The following is a 16,397-nucleotide window of genomic DNA, read 5'->3' as shown; positions in this document are numbered from 1 at the left end:
CATTCAGGTTATTCTTTTAGACTGAAAGGAAGTACCACAACCGCAGGTTTTACTGGCATTGGGGTTGGTGAAGGAGAAGCCACGGGCATTGAGGCCATCCTGCCAGTCGATCTGCATACCCATGAGGTACAGCCCGTGGGACTTATTCATAATAAAAATAAGGCCATCCAGCTCATACTGTTCATCATCGGCCTGTTTATCATCAAATCCCAGCACATAGCTAAGGCCCGAGCATCCGCCGCCCTTTACCCCTATCCGCAGGTATTTGCTGGTATCAAAACCAGGGTCACCCATAAGGCGAGTGAGCTCCTTGTGGGCATTGGGTGTGAATTGTACGGGGGCAGAAACTGTTTCCATTACACAATATTTACTCCAAAAGTACAAATAATGGCATGAACAGTCAATGGCCTAACAAACAATTGACAATCATAGGACCTGGCAGACTATAACCGCCCTAAAAACCGTTAGAGAGAACTCAAAAACCATTTCACTACATTTGTTGACTCAAAAACTAACCCGAATGACACTTTCCTGGAATCAACTGATCTGGCAGCTGATCATAGCCTTAACCCTGGGCGGTACCCTGGCCTATTTGTTCTGGAAGCAGCGCAAAGAGGCTAAACAGGCCCAGGAAGCCCGTAAGAAAACAGAAAAAGTGGAAGCCACTCAAACCACGGCTACCAAACAACTGCAATTACAAGCCTATGAAAGGCTGATCCTGCTGGTTGACCGGATTGCCCTGCCCAACCTGATCAGCCGCCTCAATGAACCCGGCTTGACGGCCCGCGAAATGCAGGCAGGGTTAATACACAATATCAAAGGAGAATTTGAATACAATGTAACGCAGCAGATGTATGTAACTCAGGAAGCCTGGGAAGCTGTATGCAACCTGAAAGACCAGAATATGTTGATCGTAAACCAGATCACGTCTTTTTACCAGCTGAAGCCACGGCACAAGACCTTAACCGTAGTATATTGGAAATGCTGATGCAAAATCCTAAAGCATCTTTACATGGTGTGGTAGCAGACGCCTTGAGCTATGAGGCCCGCAAGCTGATGGCCTGATGGAGCTACCGCGCAATATTTGAAATCAATGATTGCTTATGCCTGAAAAAAAGATCTTTACAGACAGTGGAATTGAGATCCGGGAATTGTATGATGCCCAACAGCTACAGGGCATTCCTCCATTGCCGCCTCCAGGTGATTTTCCTTTTACCCGGGGTGTGCAGCCGGATATGTACCGGGGTAAGTTGTGGACCATGCGGCAATATGCCGGTTTTAGCACTGCCGAAGAAAGCAATAAACGATATCACTATCTTCTGTCACAGGGCGTAATGGGTTTAAGTGTTGCGTTTGACCTGCCCACTCAGATAGGTTATGACAGTGATCATGCCCTGGCTGAAGGAGAAGTAGGCAAAGTAGGTGTAGCCATTGATAGCCTGGAAGACATGCAAACGCTGTTCAAAGGCATCAAGCTGGAGGACGTATCGACTTCCATGACCATTAATGCTACGGGATTTATCCTGCTTAGTTTGTATGTAGCCCTGGCCAAACAGCAGGGCGCCGACCTGAAAAAGATCACCGGCACCATTCAGAATGATATTCTGAAGGAGTATGCTGCGCGGGGCACGTATATCTATCCGCCCAAACCTTCCATGCGTATCATTACTGATATATTTGAATGGTGCAGCCAGGAATTACCCAAATGGAATACAATCTCGATATCCGGGTACCATATCCGGGAAGCAGGTAGTACAGCGGTACAGGAAATTGCCTTTACGCTTAGCAATGGAAAAGCCTATGTAAAGGCAGCCCTGGAAAAAGGGCTCGACATCAATGTATTTGGCAAACGCTTGTCCTTCTTCTTCAATGCGCACAATAATTTATTTGAAGAGGTGGCCAAGTTCCGCGCTGCCCGAAGTATGTGGGCCGTAATGATGAAAGAGCTGGGAGCCACGGATCCCAAGGCCATGATGCTGCGTTTCCATACACAAACAGGAGGCAGTACATTAACGGCCCAACAACCACTGAACAATATTGCCCGCGTTACCGTTCAAACACTGGCAGCGGTATTGGGCGGCACTCAATCACTGCATACCAACGGCTATGACGAGGCACTTAGTCTGCCCACAGAAGAAGCGGCCCGGATAGCACTGCGTACACAGCAAATTGTAGCTTTTGAAAGTGGTGCGGCCGATACGGTTGATCCACTGGCAGGCTCGTATTTTGTAGAATCCCTCACCAAACAAGTAGAAGAAGAAGCCTGGAAGCTGATGGGTAAAATAGATGCCATGGGCGGCAGCGTAAGCGCTATTGAACAGGGCTTTATACAAGATGAAATTGCCCGTAGCGCCTATGATTACCAGCGACAGGTAGAGCGCAATGAAAAGATCATTGTAGGCGTCAATAAATTCCAGGTAACTGAAACCAATACTACTCCTGGTTTTAAGATAGATGACTCCATCCGCCAGGTACAAAGTGAAAAACTGGCCATCCTGCGCCGGCAACGTAACCATTCTAAATGCGACCAGCTTTTGCAATTGTTGAGCGATAAAGCGGGCAGTGATGAGAATATCATGCCTACGGTGATCGAAGCTGTAGAAAACAAATGCACCCTGGGTGAAATTGCCGACACATTGCGAGAAGTATACGGGGAATACAAATAGGCCAGGAAGTCGAAATTCGTATTTTTGTACTATGTACCTAGCCACCACAGTTGGTTCTGACAAAGAACTGGAACAGATCCTGCAATTGCAGCAACTGAACCTGAAACAACATATCAGCCAGGAAGAAAAAGACGCCCAGGGCTTCTTAACGATGCAGTTCAGCCTGCCCATGCTGCAACAACTGCACGCCTTTGCCCCCAGCGTTATCGTGAAGCATGAAGATGAACTGGCTGCTTATGCCATGACAGTAACTTTGGAAGGGCGGCAAGCATATCCCGACCTGGAGCCTATGTTCCAAAACTTTGAACAGTTACAATGGAAAGGAAAACCCTTGTATGATTACCAATTTTATGTGATGGGACAGATCTGCGTTTCCAAAGCACACCGGGCCAGGGGATTGTTCGACATGCTCTATCATCACCACAAAGAGGTATACAGTCCCCGCTACGATTTTATTATCACAGAAATTTCCACCACCAATTACCGCTCCCTGCAAGCCCACAAACGGGTAGGTTTTGAAACCATTCATACCTATGAGGACAATATGGACACCTGGCATGTAGTAGTGTGGGATTGGAAGTAGTGAATTGTGAGTAGTTCGCAATTATTGTACTATATTGAAGCACAATCATTCTTCATGCGTTTAACAACCAAACTACTCTGCCTCGTACTGCTGGCATCATATACCAATGGTATTGCGCAGCAAAATATATCCATACAAATAGATCAAAAAGCCAGCGCTATTCAATCCAAGCTGGTTGAGTGGAGACGTTACCTGCACGAACATCCTGAGCTTTCCAACCGGGAGTATAAAACGGCTGAATATGTTGCCGCCCACCTCAAAGCATTAGGCCTGGAAGTACAAACAGGTGTGGCTAAAACCGGCATAGTAGCCATCCTGCGTGGCGGCAAACCTGGCCCTGTAGTGGCGCTGCGGGCCGATATGGATGCCCTACCGGTACAGGAACGCGTAAATATCCCTTTTAAGTCAACGGTAGTAGCTGATTACCTGGGGCAATCAGTACCAGTAATGCATGCTTGCGGACACGATAGCCATGTGGCCATGCTAATGGGTACTGCCGAAGTACTGGCGGGTATGAAGAAGGATGTACCAGGTATCGTGAAGTTCTTTTTCCAGCCCGCTGAAGAGGGCCCTCCCGGCAATGAAGAAGGTGGCGCTCCACTCATGGTAAAAGAAGGGGTTATGGACAACCCTAAAGTAGATGCCGTATTTGGAATGCATATTGAATCGGATATTGAAGTGGGTAAGTTTGAATACAAACCCGGGGCATTTATGGCCTCTTCCGACTGGTTTACGATTAAAGTAAAAGGCAAACAATCGCATGGTTCACAACCCTGGAAAGGTATAGACCCCATCGTAGTATCTACCGAGATCATTGGGGCCCTGCAAACCATTGTGAGCCGACAATCCGAACTTACGAAGGCACCTGTGGTGATCACCGTAGGCAAGTTTCACAGTGGCGTACGTCCTAATATCATCCCAGAAGAAGCGTTGCTGGAAGGCACCATCCGCACACTCGATAGTAAGATGCAAAAAGAAACGCATGAGCGCATCCGTAAAGTAGCCACTACGGTAGCAGATGCCCTGGGCGCAGTAGCCGAAGTAACCATTGATACCAAAACACTGGTTACCTACAATGACCCCGAACTGGTAAAAATGATGCTGCCTTCGCTCGAAACTGCAGCCGGAAAAGGCAATGTTACAGAACGGGAATGGGTAACTGGCGCTGAAGACTTCTCCTTCTTTGGCACCAAGGCACCCTCCTTTTTTATCTATTTTGGCGGTATGCCCAAAGGCGCCGATAAAGCCAAAGCCCCACCTCACCATACACCCGATTTCTATATTGATGACAGTCGACTAGATGTGGGTGTGAAAGGTTTTTTACAATTGGTATTTGACTATGCCAAATTGAAAGCGGGTGGCGATGCAAAAACAATTCCAAGAAGGGGTTTTAATCGCATACAGAATTAATTCACTACGGGCTCGGTCCTAACATAATATACATTACTAATTTACTATCCATTGCAAGGTTATTAACGTTGCTCTAAACACATAACATTGGGGTAATATTGGCGAGTTATTTTTGTAAAAGAGTTCTTTATGATTATTGATGAAACCCTGTTGTGGAGCAAACTGGAAAGTTTCTCGCCCAACAACCCTTACGATGCATTAAGCTTCTCGCAAAGGCTGGCACAGGAAAATGGATGGCCGCCTTTCTTTACAGACCGGGTCATTTTCGAGTACAAACGATTCCTTTTTCTATGTACGATCAGTCCCCACCCGGTAACGCCCTCCGATGAAGTAGACCAGGCCTGGCACCTTCACTTAGTCTACACCAAATCCTACTGGAACGACCTCTGCAAAGACATCCTCGGAAAAGACCTTCACCACACGCCCACCACCGGCGGCCCCGCCGAAAGAGACAAGTTCATCAGCTACTACGAATCGACTTTACAGCTTTACTTCGACAAATTTGGCCAGGCACCTCCCGATGATATCTGGCCACCCTCCCACAAGCGATTTGGCACAGCAGATTTTGTAAGAGCCAACACCGACACGCACTGGATCGTCCCTAAAAAGCCCTGGCATAAAAACATAAGCGGATTGGCGCTAATCGCTATCGGTTTAATAGCTGCAGCAGTCAGTTCCAATCCTGCCTTCCTTTTCCTCTTTGGTATATCGGGATTGTTGGTTCTAGCTTATACATCGAACAACCGCTTACGGGGAGAGGGCGGTAGCGGATGTGGCGGAGGAGGAGGTTGCGGTGGCGGTTGCGGAGGAGGAGATTAAAGTCGGTTATTTTGTTTCACCTGGCTGCTTGATGAAATCTGGGGAACCATGAGCGGTCAATAAAAAAGTCAGGCTGTTTCCAACCTGACTAGTTCTGTTTTATTGAACAATCCGTAATCCTTTAAATCCAAAGAATCATGGTTAGTTTTTCTTCTTCTCTTTAGCCCAGGTATCCTTCAGGGTAACTGTGCGGTTAAAAATCAACCTTTCTTCAGAAGTATCTTTATCCAGGCAGAAATAACCTTTGCGCAAGAACTGGTAGCGTTCTTCAAAGCGGGCCGTTTTTAAAGCGGGCTCTGCATAGGCTGTTCCAATTACCTTCAAAGAATCAGGATTGATATAGTCCTTAAAATCTCCTTCTTCACTGGAAGGATCTTCCACTTTGAATAGGCGGTCATACTCCCTGATCTCGCAACTAATGGCCTGTGGCACACTCACCCAATGCAGGGTACCTTGTACTTTTACTCCCGATGTATCGGAACCACTTTTGCTTTCAGGGATGTAAGTACATTTTACTTCTACAACCTTTCCGTCAGCGTCTTTTATCACTTCTTCACAACGGATGATATAGGCGCTTTTCAGCCGCACTACCTGTCCGGGTGCCAATCTGAAGTATTTCTTGGGTGGGTTTTCCATGAAATCTTCCTGCTCTATATACAATTCCCTGCTGAAAGGTACATCACGGTGGGTACCTGCCGGATCCTCGGGATTGTCTTCGCTTTTCAGCATTTCCATCTGCCCTTCGGGATAATTGGTAATGGTCACCTTCAAGGGATCGAATACCACCATACGGCGAAGGGCGATCTTATTAAGGTGCTCACGGATACAGAATTCCAGCAAAGACAGGTCGATCATATTATCACGCCTGGCCACTCCTACCCGCTCGCAGAAGTCGCGAATAGATTCAGGCGTGTAGCCTCTGCGTCGGAAAGCGCTGATGGTAGGCATCCTGGGATCGTCCCAACCGGTAACATGTTTTTCCAATACCAGTTGCTTCAATTTACGCTTGCTCATCACTGTATAGTTCAGGTTGAGGCGTGCAAACTCATATTGGTGGGAAGGAAATATTTCCAGCTCTTCAATCAGCCAATTATACAAAGGACGGTGGGGAATGAACTCCAGCGTACAAATAGAATGGGTGATATGTTCGAGTGAGTCGCTTTGTCCGTGGGCAAAATCGTACATGGGATAGATGCACCAGGCATCGCCCGTACGGTGATGTTTAGCATGTTTGATACGGTATAGGATCGGATCACGCATGTGCATATTGGGTGAACTCATGTCCGCCTTTGCCCGCAATACTTTTTGACCATCTGCATATTTGCCATTGCGCATATCTTCAAACAGGCGCAGGTTCTCTTCAATGCTCCTGTCGGCGTATTGATTCCTGGTACCGGGTGAGGTGGGTGTTCCTTTCTGGGCAGCGATCTCTTCACTGGAAGAATCATCCACATAGGCCAGGCCCTTTTGGATCAGCTTAACGGCAAAACCATATAGCTGTTCAAAATAATCAGAGGCATATAATTCATTGGCCCATTGGAAGCCGAGCCATCGAACATCGGATTTGATACTGTCCACATATTCAGTGTCCTCTGTAACGGGATTGGTGTCGTCAAAACGGAGGTTGGTTTTACCGCCGTATTTCTGCGTTAAACCAAAGTTGAGGCAAATACTTTTGGCATGGCCAATGTGCAGGTAGCCATTAGGCTCCGGCGGAAAACGGGTAGTAATAGAGGTGTACTTGCCCGCCTTCAGGTCTTCTTCAATGATCTCCTCTAAAAAGTTGAGGCTTTTTCTTCTGCTTTTTTAATCTCAGTCATAGTACCTGTATTTACAAATATGCCACGGTCTTTCGACACCCGTGGCATATGGTAAATGCGAATTTACGAAGAAATTTCGGGATCCGGGAGGGCGGTTATTGGATTCTTCCCGTATAAAACGCTGATTATGTAGGATTCAGGGGGCTATCGTTTCAGCAAACGGTTCTGGAGTAGCTGCTGGAGTACAGTTTCCCGTTCTGTACGGCTAATGGGAATATGGTGCTGGCCAATCCGGATGTCGTTGCCTTCAATGCTTTCGACCTTGGCGGCGGCTACAATAAAAGACTTATGGGTGCGTACAAAACGGCCGGCTGGCAGGTATTCTTCAATGCTGCGAAAAGTAAGGTAGGTAATGTATTTTTTATCGGTGGTATGAACAGCCACATAGTTTTGCAGGGCTTCAATAAATAGTATTTCCTCATATTTCACTTTTATGAGCTTGTTATCACTTTTTATAAAAAAGTAATCAGGCTCTGTCCCGGCACCAGTTGCAATAACTGTTGTAGCTGGCTCACACAATGATTTTGCCCTGATGGCCGCTTTCAGGAAACGCTCAAAAGAAAAAGGCTTCAGCAGGTAATCAATTGCATTCAATTCAAACCCCTCCACCGCATATTGAGGATAGGCAGTAGTAAAAATGACCAGGGGTGGTTTGGTTAATGTTTTCAGGAATTCGAGTCCCGTCATCCGGGGCATCTGAATATCCAGGAAAATGAGGTCAATCTTTTGCTGCATGAGCAGGTCAATCGCCTTCATGGGAGTGTCGAACTCTCCTGCCAGTTGCAGGAATTCTACATCCTGGATGTATTCCTTCAACCCGGTACGGGCCAAGGGTTCATCGTCGATGATAATGCATTGTAGTGTCATGACAGATGAAGATTTAGCGATACTTTAAAGGTAGCATCATTATTATCGATCTGCAATTCGTATTTCCGGGGTACAGCAGTTCCAACCTCCGTTTCACATTACTAAGGCCAATCCCGCCTTGCGGCTCTGTGGATCGATGGTGGGTTTCTTTGGAATTTTCCACCCTAAAGTGGAATATTCCATTCCCCCTGCCCAATGTTACCTGTACAAAATTCCGTTGATCGCTATGGTGTGAAATATGTTTAAAGGCATTTTCGACAAACGGGATAAGCAATAAAGGGGTAATCCGGAATCCCCGCACCTCAGGCGCTACATGTACCTCCACTTCATAATGGTGGTCCTTGCGTAATTGCTGCAGCCGGATGAAATCTTGCAGATAGGTCACTTCCTTTTCAATCTCAATGGTATCGGCATTACAGTCATATAGCTGGTAGCGTAACAGGTCGGAGAATTGTAATAAGGTCTGACGGGCCGTGGCATTTTGTTTATCAATGAGAAAATAGATCGAGTTCAGTGAATTAAACAGGAAATGCGGGTTGATCTGTGATTTCAGGAAATTCAGTTCAGCTTCCGCCTTTTCTTTAGACACCTCTCCCAGCCTACGCTGGGCCCGGGCATAATCCATCAGCAGCTTAAATGCAGCACCAGTACTTACCAATAGGATATGAGGAATTACATTGTCATAAAATCGCCGCTTAGGATCGGTAAATACATTGAATAGTGAAGGCCGGTTCATGATCTGACCTTCGAGGTACATTTTGAGCCAGCTGAATCCAGTAACGACCACCAGAAAGGTAATGGCAAAGAGTAGATATTTCTTTTGTACAGTAGTTGTGGTATCAGCAGGTAATTGGTAATATAGACCATGAGCGCCAGATCGGCTACTTTAAGACCGGTGATCAGCCAGCCAATATCACGGGGATAATCCTGGTAACGGAAGAAATGCCAGCCGCTAAACAAAATCAGCCAGCCCAGCAGGTGGTCGAGTTTATAGCGCCGGAAGATCGTTTGTTTGTTCATACCTCAAAATAAATATACAAAAAGCAGCCGTTATTTTTCTTACACCTGAGGCCCAAACCCCTACACGAAATGCTAATTAGCGGCATTTGCCTTTTTTGTTTTCACCTGGTTAGGTCAAACAGGGTATATACCGTACTCCTGAAATACGCTTTTCATCAAGTGATAGATACCTGATGTGTAAGATTTTTCCAGTTGGGCTATTGTTGTGTTCATTTTACAGGAAAATAATCATCTAAACGGTTTACTATGAAAGTAATCATACTGCCAATATTTCTGTTGTTTTTAAATTTAACCTCCTGCGCCCAAAAGAAAAGTGGCGGTCAGATCGGAGGCCCTTGTGAAGGCTGTGATGCTATTTTTGAATGTCCGGTACCTTTTGATCAACTCAACTGGATTGACACCTTACCCGATTTCAAGGATGCAGGCCCTAAAATGCTGATCACAGGTACTATTTATGAAGCAGATGGGAAAACACCAGCCCGCCATGCAGTGCTGTATATATACCATACCGATCAGCGGGGAATCTATGCAATGAAAGGAAACGAGAAAGGATGGGCCAAAAGACATGGCTATATCCGTGGGTGGATACCTCCCAATGAAAATGGACGTTATGCCTTTTATACATTGAAACCGGCAGCGTATCTCAGGGAATCCATACCAGCACATGTTCATCCAGAGTAATCAAGGAAGCTGATAAAACGCTTTATTTTATTGACGAATACCTGTTTGACGGTGACCCATTATAAACGACAGCCGAAAGAAAGAAGCAGCTCCAATATGGCGGCAACGGTATCATTAAACTTACCAGTAAGGATGGCTTGCTGATTGCTAACCGGGATATTATTCTGGGTTTACATATTCCCAATTATCCACTAAAAAAGGGCTGTAGAAACAGCCCCTGATTCATTAATCAATAACCTATGAAAAACACTATCTTTTGCCTTTAATACTTACATAAAACTACTCTCCGGAAGGGCCATTGCATAATCTATTCGATGTTTGAAAGAGAAACCGGGTTGAATGACCAGAACAGGTCGATTGCCTGAACCAGGATTAAGGGGATTGTAAGGTTTTTGCCGAACGGAACGGATCATCCCACCACCCAACAGAAAAATTACTGCAGGAAAAGCTGCATTGACCATGCTTGTTAACACAAAAAAGAGCTGTAGAAACAGCCCTTAACCATTAATCAATAACCTATGAAAAACACTATCTTATATCCTATTTGCACAATAAAATTACTGTTGGAATGACAGGTGCTATAATTTATTCGGTATTTGCGCTTAAATGGAAGATGACAGGCCCTAAAATGGCGATTTCAGGCTTTGGAGCGGGCGCCAAAAAGCAGGCTACCAATTCGCACCATATTGCTGCCACAGGTAATAGCCAGCTGATAATCACTGCTCATCCCCATGGAAAGTATGGGTAATGGGGAGCCGGCAGGGAAGTATTCGTCAAAAAGCCCCTGAGGTACATAAATTCCTTTTTAATAGATAGCTGATCCCCGGTAAAGGATGCCATGCCCATGAGACCCTGTACGCGCACATGACTCAGCTGCCCCTCGGCCTGGCTGGTACGCAGGCTTTGCAGTACTTCGGCCAGCTCTTCCTGGCTGAAACCAAACTTGGTTTCTTCCCGGGCAATATGTACCTGCAACAGGCAATTAATAACCCTCAGGTTCTTAGCCGCCTGTTTGTCTATTTCCAGCAATAATTTATAACTATCCACCCCATGAATCAGGTGCACATAAGGGGCTATGTATTTCACTTTATTGGATTGCAAATGGCCAATGAAATGCCAGCGGATATTGGCGGGTAAAAGCATTTGCTTTTCCACTAATTCCTGTACATAGTTCTCACCAAAATCGCGCTGTCCCAGGTCATACAGGGCCTTGATATCTTCTGCTGGCTTTGTTTTGGATACAGCTATAAGGGTTGCCCGATCGCCTAGTTCGTTTTGTATTTTGAGATATTGCTCTTTATTGACTGCCATTATTCAAGTATTGTTTTTGGTATTCGGTTCTGCAAAAGCAGGGTCAAAACTAATACTAAAACCTGAATCAGTTACCAGGGCCAGTAAGCTTGAGAAAGAGTTCATCACAAGTAGTAGATAAAAAATATGCCAACGACACAGGCGGGAGTCGTTGGCAATTATTGAGTTTATTTGACGGAAAGTTATTTCAGGATAGAACGGCTGATAACAATGCGTTGTATTTCGGACGTCCCTTCATAGATCTGAGTGATCTTGGCATCGCGCATCAACCTTTCCACATGGTATTCTTTTACATAACCATAACCACCGTGGATCTGAACAGCTTCTACCGAAGCCCACATAGCTGCTTCGCTGGCAAACACCTTGGCCATGGATGAACTTAAGGCATAATCCTGGTGCTGATCTTTATCCCAGGCGGCTTTGAGGCACAATAAGCGGGCGGCTTCAATACGGGTAGCCATATCGGCCAGCTTGAATTGAATGGCCTGGTGTTGCATCAATTCTTTGCCAAAGGCTTTTCGTTCTTTGGCATATTTAAGCGACAGCTCATAAGCGCCGCTGGCAATTCCCAGTGCCTGTGAAGCGATACCAATACGGCCTCCGGCCAGGGTTTTCATGGCAAAGGTGAAACCAAAGCCATCTTCGCCAATACGATTGGCTTTGGGCACTTTTACATCATTTAACAAGATACTGTGGGTATCGCTGCCGCGAATACCCAACTTATTTTCTTTGGCACCTACCACAACGCCCGGCCAATTTTTCTCTACAATAAAAGCATTGATCCCTTTACTTCCCTTGGCAACATCTGTTTGAGCCATTACCAGGTATACAGAGGCTGAAGAACCATTGGTGATCCAGTTCTTGGTACCATTCAACAGGTAATAATCGCCTTTATCTTCGGCCGTAGTACGTTGGGAAGTGGCATCACTACCTGCTTCCGGCTCGCTTAACAGGAAGGCCCCGATATATAATTCGCCATCCTTACGCCCCTGCGCCAATGGTGTGAGGTATTGTTGTTTTTGTTCTTCGGTTCCATAAGCTTCCAGTCCCCAGCTTACAAGGCTATTGTTCACACTCATACATACGCTTACGCTGGCATCGATCTTACTGATCTCTTCCATGGCCAATACATAACTCACGGTATCCAGACCACTACCCCCATATTTAGGGTCTACCATCATGCCCATAAAACCCAGTTCGGCAAGTTTAAGAACCTGTTCTTTGGGAAATTTTTGGTGTTCATCTCTTTCAATAACGCCTGGCAAGCATTCCTGCCTGGCGAAATCTCTGGCCGCATTGCGGATCATGAGTTGTTCTTCTGATAACTGGAATTGCATATGGCCTGTCTGTTTTTGTGTTTAGGAACAAAAGTAATAGAAATTATCACAAAAACTAACAAATGTTCGTATTAAGAGTTGGGTAAGGGAATCTCGGATTGATCCAGAAAGATGGCTTTCCCTTTGGCTTTGCCGGTAGCCACCATTTCATCGGCCCGGCTGAGGGCCCTCCGATGCGTAATACGGCATCACAATGATCGATCAACTGTACGGCCACGGGATGAAAGATCTCCTTGAAAATGGCGTCTCCTATCTGTTTACTGCCAGCTGCTTCCAGCAAGGGAGGGCAAACCATTCACCTAAAACCGGTAAATGGCCCATACGATAAATGGCCAGGGCAGTATCGGTCATGTGTTTTACATTGGCAGCAATGAGTAAGGGATCGTCATTGGTACCGGAACGGTAAGGGCCGGCTACCAGGATCATAAGTGACTTTTTTGACATATTATCATGGTTATGGTAAATGCAAAAATAGCAGATATGCTATTGCCTGATTGCTGTATTTATTTTCGATGCTGGCTATTTGAATAAAAGGTAGAAAAGACGCATATAAGCCAGATCGTTTTGCTAATTTCATTACATTTAAAATTCAATAATTGCGGGCCTTCCGGCCAATTATCATCAATCGAACATTTTCCTACACAACCTTAAAAGATAGCCATGTTATTGCTTCGTTTCTGCTGCCTGCTGTCACTACTTCAATTATTCCAGCCACTACATCTCCCGGCACAAACGGCCGGCGATACTACCGGTCCCAGGTGGGTAATTAAAGGCAAGGACTCTCTTTTTATAAACCCTATTATTCCAAAACTCCAGGTAACCGCCCCACCCTTGTGGTGATCATACATGGTGATGCTCCTTTTAACAAGCCCAGTTACCAGTACCGGACAGCTCGCTTGATCGCTTCAAACAATGAAAATGTAATGGCTATTGGCATATTAAGACCTGGCTATACTGATCCTGACAATCATCATTCTACAGGCGAACGGGGATTAACATCTGCTGATAACTATACACCAGAAGTGGTTGACAGGATCGCTTATGCGATCGGTATCATTGCGGATCAGCACCATGCAGGAAAGATCATTATTGCCGGTCATTCGGGCGGAGCAGCTATTACGGCCAATATTATCAGCCGTCATCCAACACTGGCGCAAGGCGCTGTATTGGTCGCTTGCCCCTGCAATGTGCCCGAGTTCCGAATACACATGAAAGAATTAACCAAAGCGCCCAGTGTATGGGATGTACCCGTAAAGAGCTTATCGCCGCATGAAGGTGTAAAGAAAGTAAGTAAGCGCATTAAAGTGATGGTGATCTCGGGCGATCAGGATGATGTAGCCCTACCCCGTTTCAGCCAGGAGTATTATGCCTTATTGCAAAAACAACAGGTGCCAGTGGAGTTTATAAATATTGCAGGTGAAGGCCATGAAATATTGCTCAATGAAAAGGTACTGGAAGCTATTGGAAGGATGGTTAAATAGTAGAAGGTAACAAAGGTTACACTACCTGAACCACTCCTGATGTCTTGCATCACGCTTCAAATACCGAAAAACATCCGACCGGATCTATCGCTACTAAGATATTGGATCAAATAATTCCCTGATATTTCTTTGACCAGGAAGCCAGCCAATGGCTCTGGCGGCTTTTGCCCATTATAGATCAGATAGAGCGTGTCTGAAGTTTCTCTCACCTTCCCCTGGTATGAGTACGGTCGTATTTCTCCGGTACTGCTATCTCGATGGTGTATGGTATAAAGAAACCCACTATCACGGTAGAAATTGAATTGTCTTGGCAATGTACTGTCCTCATTCCATGCAAGGCAAATAATTTGATTTAATTCATGCATCGAATTTTCATTTGCTGGCTGGCCGCTTAGCTTACCCGAAGATTTACAGGCCCCAATGATCAATATGACAATAAGTAAAACGTTGAAGAATCGAAACATAAGTCAGAGGAATTAGCGATTCCTGTTGTCTAAAATGGAATACCAACAACTGATAATTTTCAACAACAAAATACAGCGACAATTGCTTAAGATTTGTTAAACCCTGGTAAGAACATATACTGAGCTATAATTTCCCTTCTTTTTCCAATTGTCTCACATAGATATCCAAGCTCTGAGCCAGGGCGTCTTTGACGCTCATACTGCGCAGGCTTCCTTCTATCAGTTTCCAATCGATCCGTTTTAACTTGAGCCCATGGCTGCGGAGAAAAGGACGATTACTTTGGAATACAATGGAACCATTACGGCCCGAGACCCTGAAATGCTCGAACTGAGGTGTAGCATAAATACGCTCTACCGGGTAGTGCCTCATAAAGCCCTCAATACGTACTGTGATCTCTCCTTTCACAGCGCTAAATTACTAAACATTTTAGCAATTAGCAAATCCAATTATCCTATTCTTACACTTGCCAGGTTGCACACGCAAGTGGGTTGACAACCAAAACTATAAGCTTACATTTTCTATTGTTTCTCCAGAATGCCTTTCAGGTTGCCCAGGCTGGTATCCAGGTCTTTGCCCAGCAGCTTATCCATATTCATGAACAGGAGCATGATGTTCATGGGATATTTCATACGGCTGCTCAAACCCCAGGATAATTTTGTTTGATTGCCATCAATCGACTCTGTAACAAACGGCGCGTGGCCTATGGCTTCAAAAGGCTTGACAAAACGCAACTCTACATCCAGGCGCTCACCTTCGATAATTCTTTTGATCTCCTGCTCGCCTTTGCCAGCTTGCTTGTTTCCTTCCCAGGCATAAATAAAACCTGCTGTGCCGTCAATTCCTTTGAACTCTTTCTTCAGGTTAGGATCCATCATTACCCATTTATTGAAATGGTCCTGGTTTTTCAGGTATTTAATATAGTTGAATACTTCCTGGCGAGGCTTGTTGATAATGATGCTACGGCCGATCGAATAATCACTTTTGACAAATAAGGCTAGCAGGAGCAGGAGGACAACCAGTCCTCCTATTATACTGAGAAGGATGATAACGAAATTCATAGTTTGCAGTTTTAATTATTGTTTGACCAATTGATATTTCTTCCAAAGTGCATAGAGCAGGAACATAATTGCCAGCATAATAAGCGGCAATACGATCAGCCCCAAACCATCACCGGCAAAAGCCCTTGAAGCAAAAGCGCCCAGGAAGTTGAAGGCAAAACCAGCAAAGGCCCATTCTTTGATGGTTTGATACTTTGTTTGCACAATGGCTATTACGCCGAGCAGTTTGGCTACGCCAAAAATAATAAGCGCATACATGGGGTATCCCAGGTGACGCATCACTTCTTGTCCGGCTTCCTGTTGGGTAACACCTCCTATTCCATCAAGGAACATGGCCAGGGCAAATACAATTGTTAATATCCAATAGAGGATTCGGGTGGTCTTCGGTTTCATGTTATTATTGATTTTGGGTATAATTGATCATCCATTGAACAGCATACTTATCGGTACACATACCGAAATAAGCACCCCAGAAAGTTTTATTGAGGGGCATCCCTACCTTGCCACCAGCCGACAACGCGTTAAAGATCTTTTCCGTTTCCGCTTCACTTTTGGTGTGGATGCATATATGCATATTGTTGCCTATGATCAACTGGTGCTCCATCGATTCCAATAAATCAGTAGCCATGAGGGTGCCGCCATTGGCCACTGTAAGGGAAATATGGATCATCTTTTGTTGATTTTCCGGAGGCATTTTTCGCCACCAGGCAAATCCTTGTACCGGGAGAAGATGGTAAATTCACCACCCAGTACTGATTTGTAGAAATTCATAGCTTCTTCTGCCGTTCCCCTGAAATGTAGATAGGGATTGATTGTTAACATGGTTATACGTTTGTTTGCGTGATAGGACACAAAACTACTGCGCAGCTTCCTTTCTCA

At 45.4% G+C, this 16,397-nt stretch carries 21 protein-coding genes; 8 read left to right on the top strand and 13 right to left on the bottom strand.

Going from position 1 to position 16,397, the window contains the following annotated elements; translation table 11 throughout:
* Positions 1-3: 3 nt before the first annotated feature.
* Positions 4-357: a HesB/IscA family protein gene (locus RS881_RS21635; RefSeq protein ID WP_315822982.1), complete on the bottom strand. Its 354-nt coding sequence runs from the start codon at positions 355-357 to the stop codon at positions 4-6.
* Between the two features lie 163 nt (positions 358-520).
* On the opposite strand from RS881_RS21635, the gene RS881_RS21630 reads away from it, so the two are divergent.
* The 5 genes from RS881_RS21630 (at position 521) to RS881_RS21610 (ending at position 5,478) form a co-directional block, all read left to right on the top strand.
* Positions 521-988 (top strand): DUF7935 family protein, encoded by a 468-nt coding sequence (locus RS881_RS21630; protein WP_315822981.1) that lies wholly within the window; start codon positions 521-523, stop codon positions 986-988.
* Positions 989-1,103: 115 nt separating this feature from the next.
* On the top strand, positions 1,104-2,666 hold the full coding sequence (locus RS881_RS21625) for an acyl-CoA mutase large subunit family protein (protein ID WP_315822980.1): 1,563 nt from the start codon (positions 1,104-1,106) through the stop codon (positions 2,664-2,666).
* A gap of 31 nt (positions 2,667-2,697) precedes the next feature.
* A complete protein-coding gene (locus RS881_RS21620; protein WP_315822979.1) occupies positions 2,698-3,249 on the top strand; it encodes a GNAT family N-acetyltransferase in 552 nt (183 codons plus the stop codon).
* Between the two features lie 54 nt (positions 3,250-3,303).
* Positions 3,304-4,659 carry an amidohydrolase gene (locus RS881_RS21615; RefSeq protein WP_315822978.1) on the top strand — a complete coding sequence of 452 codons (1,356 nt, stop codon included), beginning with the start codon at positions 3,304-3,306 and terminating at the stop codon, positions 4,657-4,659.
* Between the two features lie 129 nt (positions 4,660-4,788).
* Complete coding sequence (locus tag RS881_RS21610) at positions 4,789-5,478, top strand: glycine-rich domain-containing protein (protein WP_315822977.1); 690 nt, start codon at positions 4,789-4,791, stop codon at positions 5,476-5,478.
* 141 nt (positions 5,479-5,619) lie between these two features.
* On the opposite strand, the gene RS881_RS21605 is transcribed toward RS881_RS21610, so the two are convergent.
* The 4 genes from RS881_RS21605 to RS881_RS21590 form a co-directional block, all read right to left on the bottom strand.
* Complete coding sequence (locus tag RS881_RS21605) at positions 5,620-7,233, bottom strand: glutamine--tRNA ligase/YqeY domain fusion protein (protein ID WP_315824567.1); 1,614 nt, start codon at positions 7,231-7,233, stop codon at positions 5,620-5,622.
* A 209-nt stretch (positions 7,234-7,442) separates the two neighbouring features.
* A complete protein-coding gene (locus RS881_RS21600) occupies positions 7,443-8,165 on the bottom strand; it encodes a LytR/AlgR family response regulator transcription factor (RefSeq protein WP_315822976.1) in 723 nt (240 codons plus the stop codon).
* Between the two features lie 13 nt (positions 8,166-8,178).
* On the bottom strand, positions 8,179-8,922 hold the full coding sequence (locus RS881_RS21595) for a sensor histidine kinase (protein ID WP_315822975.1): 744 nt from the start codon (positions 8,920-8,922) through the stop codon (positions 8,179-8,181).
* The gene (locus RS881_RS21590) at positions 8,898-9,185 is read right to left on the bottom strand and encodes a hypothetical protein (RefSeq protein ID WP_315822974.1); all 288 of its coding nucleotides are present in this window, start codon (positions 9,183-9,185) and stop codon (positions 8,898-8,900) included. The genes RS881_RS21595 and RS881_RS21590 overlap by 25 nt, the downstream gene beginning before the upstream one ends.
* A gap of 246 nt (positions 9,186-9,431) precedes the next feature.
* Between RS881_RS21590 and RS881_RS21585 the strand changes: the two genes are divergently transcribed.
* Positions 9,432-9,866, top strand: a complete 435-nt coding sequence (locus tag RS881_RS21585) for a dioxygenase family protein (protein WP_315822973.1) — start codon at positions 9,432-9,434, stop codon at positions 9,864-9,866.
* Between the two features lie 568 nt (positions 9,867-10,434).
* Entirely contained in the window at positions 10,435-10,614 is a 180-nt protein-coding gene (locus RS881_RS21580) for a hypothetical protein (RefSeq protein ID WP_315822972.1), read from the top strand.
* On the opposite strand, the gene RS881_RS21575 is transcribed toward RS881_RS21580, so the two are convergent.
* From RS881_RS21575 to RS881_RS21565, 3 genes are all read right to left on the bottom strand, one after another.
* Entirely contained in the window at positions 10,590-11,177 is a 588-nt protein-coding gene (locus RS881_RS21575; RefSeq protein WP_315822971.1) for a YggS family pyridoxal phosphate-dependent enzyme, read from the bottom strand. The genes RS881_RS21580 and RS881_RS21575 overlap by 25 nt on opposite strands.
* Before the next feature lie 182 nt (positions 11,178-11,359).
* A complete protein-coding gene (locus RS881_RS21570; protein WP_315822970.1) occupies positions 11,360-12,514 on the bottom strand; it encodes an acyl-CoA dehydrogenase family protein in 1,155 nt (384 codons plus the stop codon).
* 249 nt (positions 12,515-12,763) lie between these two features.
* Positions 12,764-12,940, bottom strand: coding sequence for a hypothetical protein (locus RS881_RS21565; RefSeq protein WP_315822969.1), 177 nt, complete (start codon positions 12,938-12,940; stop codon positions 12,764-12,766).
* Between the two features lie 407 nt (positions 12,941-13,347).
* Here RS881_RS21565 and RS881_RS21560 point away from each other — a divergent pair, with 407 nt between their 5' ends.
* The gene (locus RS881_RS21560) at positions 13,348-13,995 is read left to right on the top strand and encodes an alpha/beta hydrolase family protein (RefSeq protein ID WP_315822968.1); all 648 of its coding nucleotides are present in this window, start codon (positions 13,348-13,350) and stop codon (positions 13,993-13,995) included.
* Positions 13,996-14,583: 588 nt separating this feature from the next.
* On the opposite strand, the gene RS881_RS21555 is transcribed toward RS881_RS21560, so the two are convergent.
* The 5 genes from RS881_RS21555 to RS881_RS21535 form a co-directional block, all read right to left on the bottom strand.
* Complete coding sequence (locus tag RS881_RS21555) at positions 14,584-14,865, bottom strand: hypothetical protein (RefSeq protein ID WP_315822967.1); 282 nt, start codon at positions 14,863-14,865, stop codon at positions 14,584-14,586.
* A gap of 113 nt (positions 14,866-14,978) precedes the next feature.
* Positions 14,979-15,518: an SRPBCC family protein gene (locus tag RS881_RS21550; protein ID WP_315822966.1), complete on the bottom strand. Its 540-nt coding sequence runs from the start codon at positions 15,516-15,518 to the stop codon at positions 14,979-14,981.
* A 15-nt stretch (positions 15,519-15,533) separates the two neighbouring features.
* The gene (locus tag RS881_RS21545; protein WP_315822965.1) at positions 15,534-15,911 is read right to left on the bottom strand and encodes a DoxX family protein; all 378 of its coding nucleotides are present in this window, start codon (positions 15,909-15,911) and stop codon (positions 15,534-15,536) included.
* Between the two features lie 4 nt (positions 15,912-15,915).
* On the bottom strand, positions 15,916-16,188 hold the full coding sequence (locus tag RS881_RS21540; protein ID WP_315822964.1) for a VOC family protein: 273 nt from the start codon (positions 16,186-16,188) through the stop codon (positions 15,916-15,918).
* Positions 16,185-16,340: a VOC family protein gene (locus tag RS881_RS21535; protein WP_315822963.1), complete on the bottom strand. Its 156-nt coding sequence runs from the start codon at positions 16,338-16,340 to the stop codon at positions 16,185-16,187. Before RS881_RS21535 ends, RS881_RS21540 begins: the two co-directional genes overlap by 4 nt.
* Between the last annotated feature and the right edge of the window lie 57 nt (positions 16,341-16,397).

Origin of the sequence: Paraflavitalea speifideaquila (genome assembly GCF_032395985.1) — a bacterium.
GTDB lineage: Bacteria > Bacteroidota > Bacteroidia > Chitinophagales > Chitinophagaceae > Paraflavitalea > Paraflavitalea speifideaquila.
Note: the sequence above shows the minus strand (reverse complement) of the source record. Positions and strands in the feature narration are given on the sequence as shown.

Bases quoted from the DNA above. Each gene is read 5' to 3' on its own strand.
- RS881_RS21635 (WP_315822982.1), bottom strand. From the start codon at position 357: ATGGAAACAGTTTCTGCCCCCGTACAATTCACACCCAATGCCCACAAG.
- RS881_RS21630 (WP_315822981.1), top strand. From the start codon at position 521: ATGACACTTTCCTGGAATCAACTGATCTGGCAGCTGATCATAGCCTTA.
- RS881_RS21625 (WP_315822980.1), top strand. From the start codon at position 1,104: ATGCCTGAAAAAAAGATCTTTACAGACAGTGGAATTGAGATCCGGGAA.
- RS881_RS21620 (WP_315822979.1), top strand. From the start codon at position 2,698: ATGTACCTAGCCACCACAGTTGGTTCTGACAAAGAACTGGAACAGATC.
- RS881_RS21615 (WP_315822978.1), top strand. From the start codon at position 3,304: ATGCGTTTAACAACCAAACTACTCTGCCTCGTACTGCTGGCATCATAT.
- RS881_RS21610 (WP_315822977.1), top strand. From the start codon at position 4,789: ATGATTATTGATGAAACCCTGTTGTGGAGCAAACTGGAAAGTTTCTCG.
- RS881_RS21600 (WP_315822976.1), bottom strand. From the start codon at position 8,165: ATGACACTACAATGCATTATCATCGACGATGAACCCTTGGCCCGTACC.
- RS881_RS21595 (WP_315822975.1), bottom strand. From the start codon at position 8,922: ATGTACCTCGAAGGTCAGATCATGAACCGGCCTTCACTATTCAATGTA.
- RS881_RS21590 (WP_315822974.1), bottom strand. From the start codon at position 9,185: ATGAACAAACAAACGATCTTCCGGCGCTATAAACTCGACCACCTGCTG.
- RS881_RS21585 (WP_315822973.1), top strand. From the start codon at position 9,432: ATGAAAGTAATCATACTGCCAATATTTCTGTTGTTTTTAAATTTAACC.
- RS881_RS21580 (WP_315822972.1), top strand. From the start codon at position 10,435: ATGACAGGTGCTATAATTTATTCGGTATTTGCGCTTAAATGGAAGATG.
- RS881_RS21575 (WP_315822971.1), bottom strand. From the start codon at position 11,177: ATGGCAGTCAATAAAGAGCAATATCTCAAAATACAAAACGAACTAGGC.
- RS881_RS21570 (WP_315822970.1), bottom strand. From the start codon at position 12,514: ATGCAATTCCAGTTATCAGAAGAACAACTCATGATCCGCAATGCGGCC.
- RS881_RS21565 (WP_315822969.1), bottom strand. From the start codon at position 12,940: ATGATCCTGGTAGCCGGCCCTTACCGTTCCGGTACCAATGACGATCCC.
- RS881_RS21550 (WP_315822966.1), bottom strand. From the start codon at position 15,518: ATGAATTTCGTTATCATCCTTCTCAGTATAATAGGAGGACTGGTTGTC.
- RS881_RS21545 (WP_315822965.1), bottom strand. From the start codon at position 15,911: ATGAAACCGAAGACCACCCGAATCCTCTATTGGATATTAACAATTGTA.
- RS881_RS21540 (WP_315822964.1), bottom strand. From the start codon at position 16,188: ATGATCCATATTTCCCTTACAGTGGCCAATGGCGGCACCCTCATGGCT.
- RS881_RS21535 (WP_315822963.1), bottom strand. From the start codon at position 16,340: ATGTTAACAATCAATCCCTATCTACATTTCAGGGGAACGGCAGAAGAA.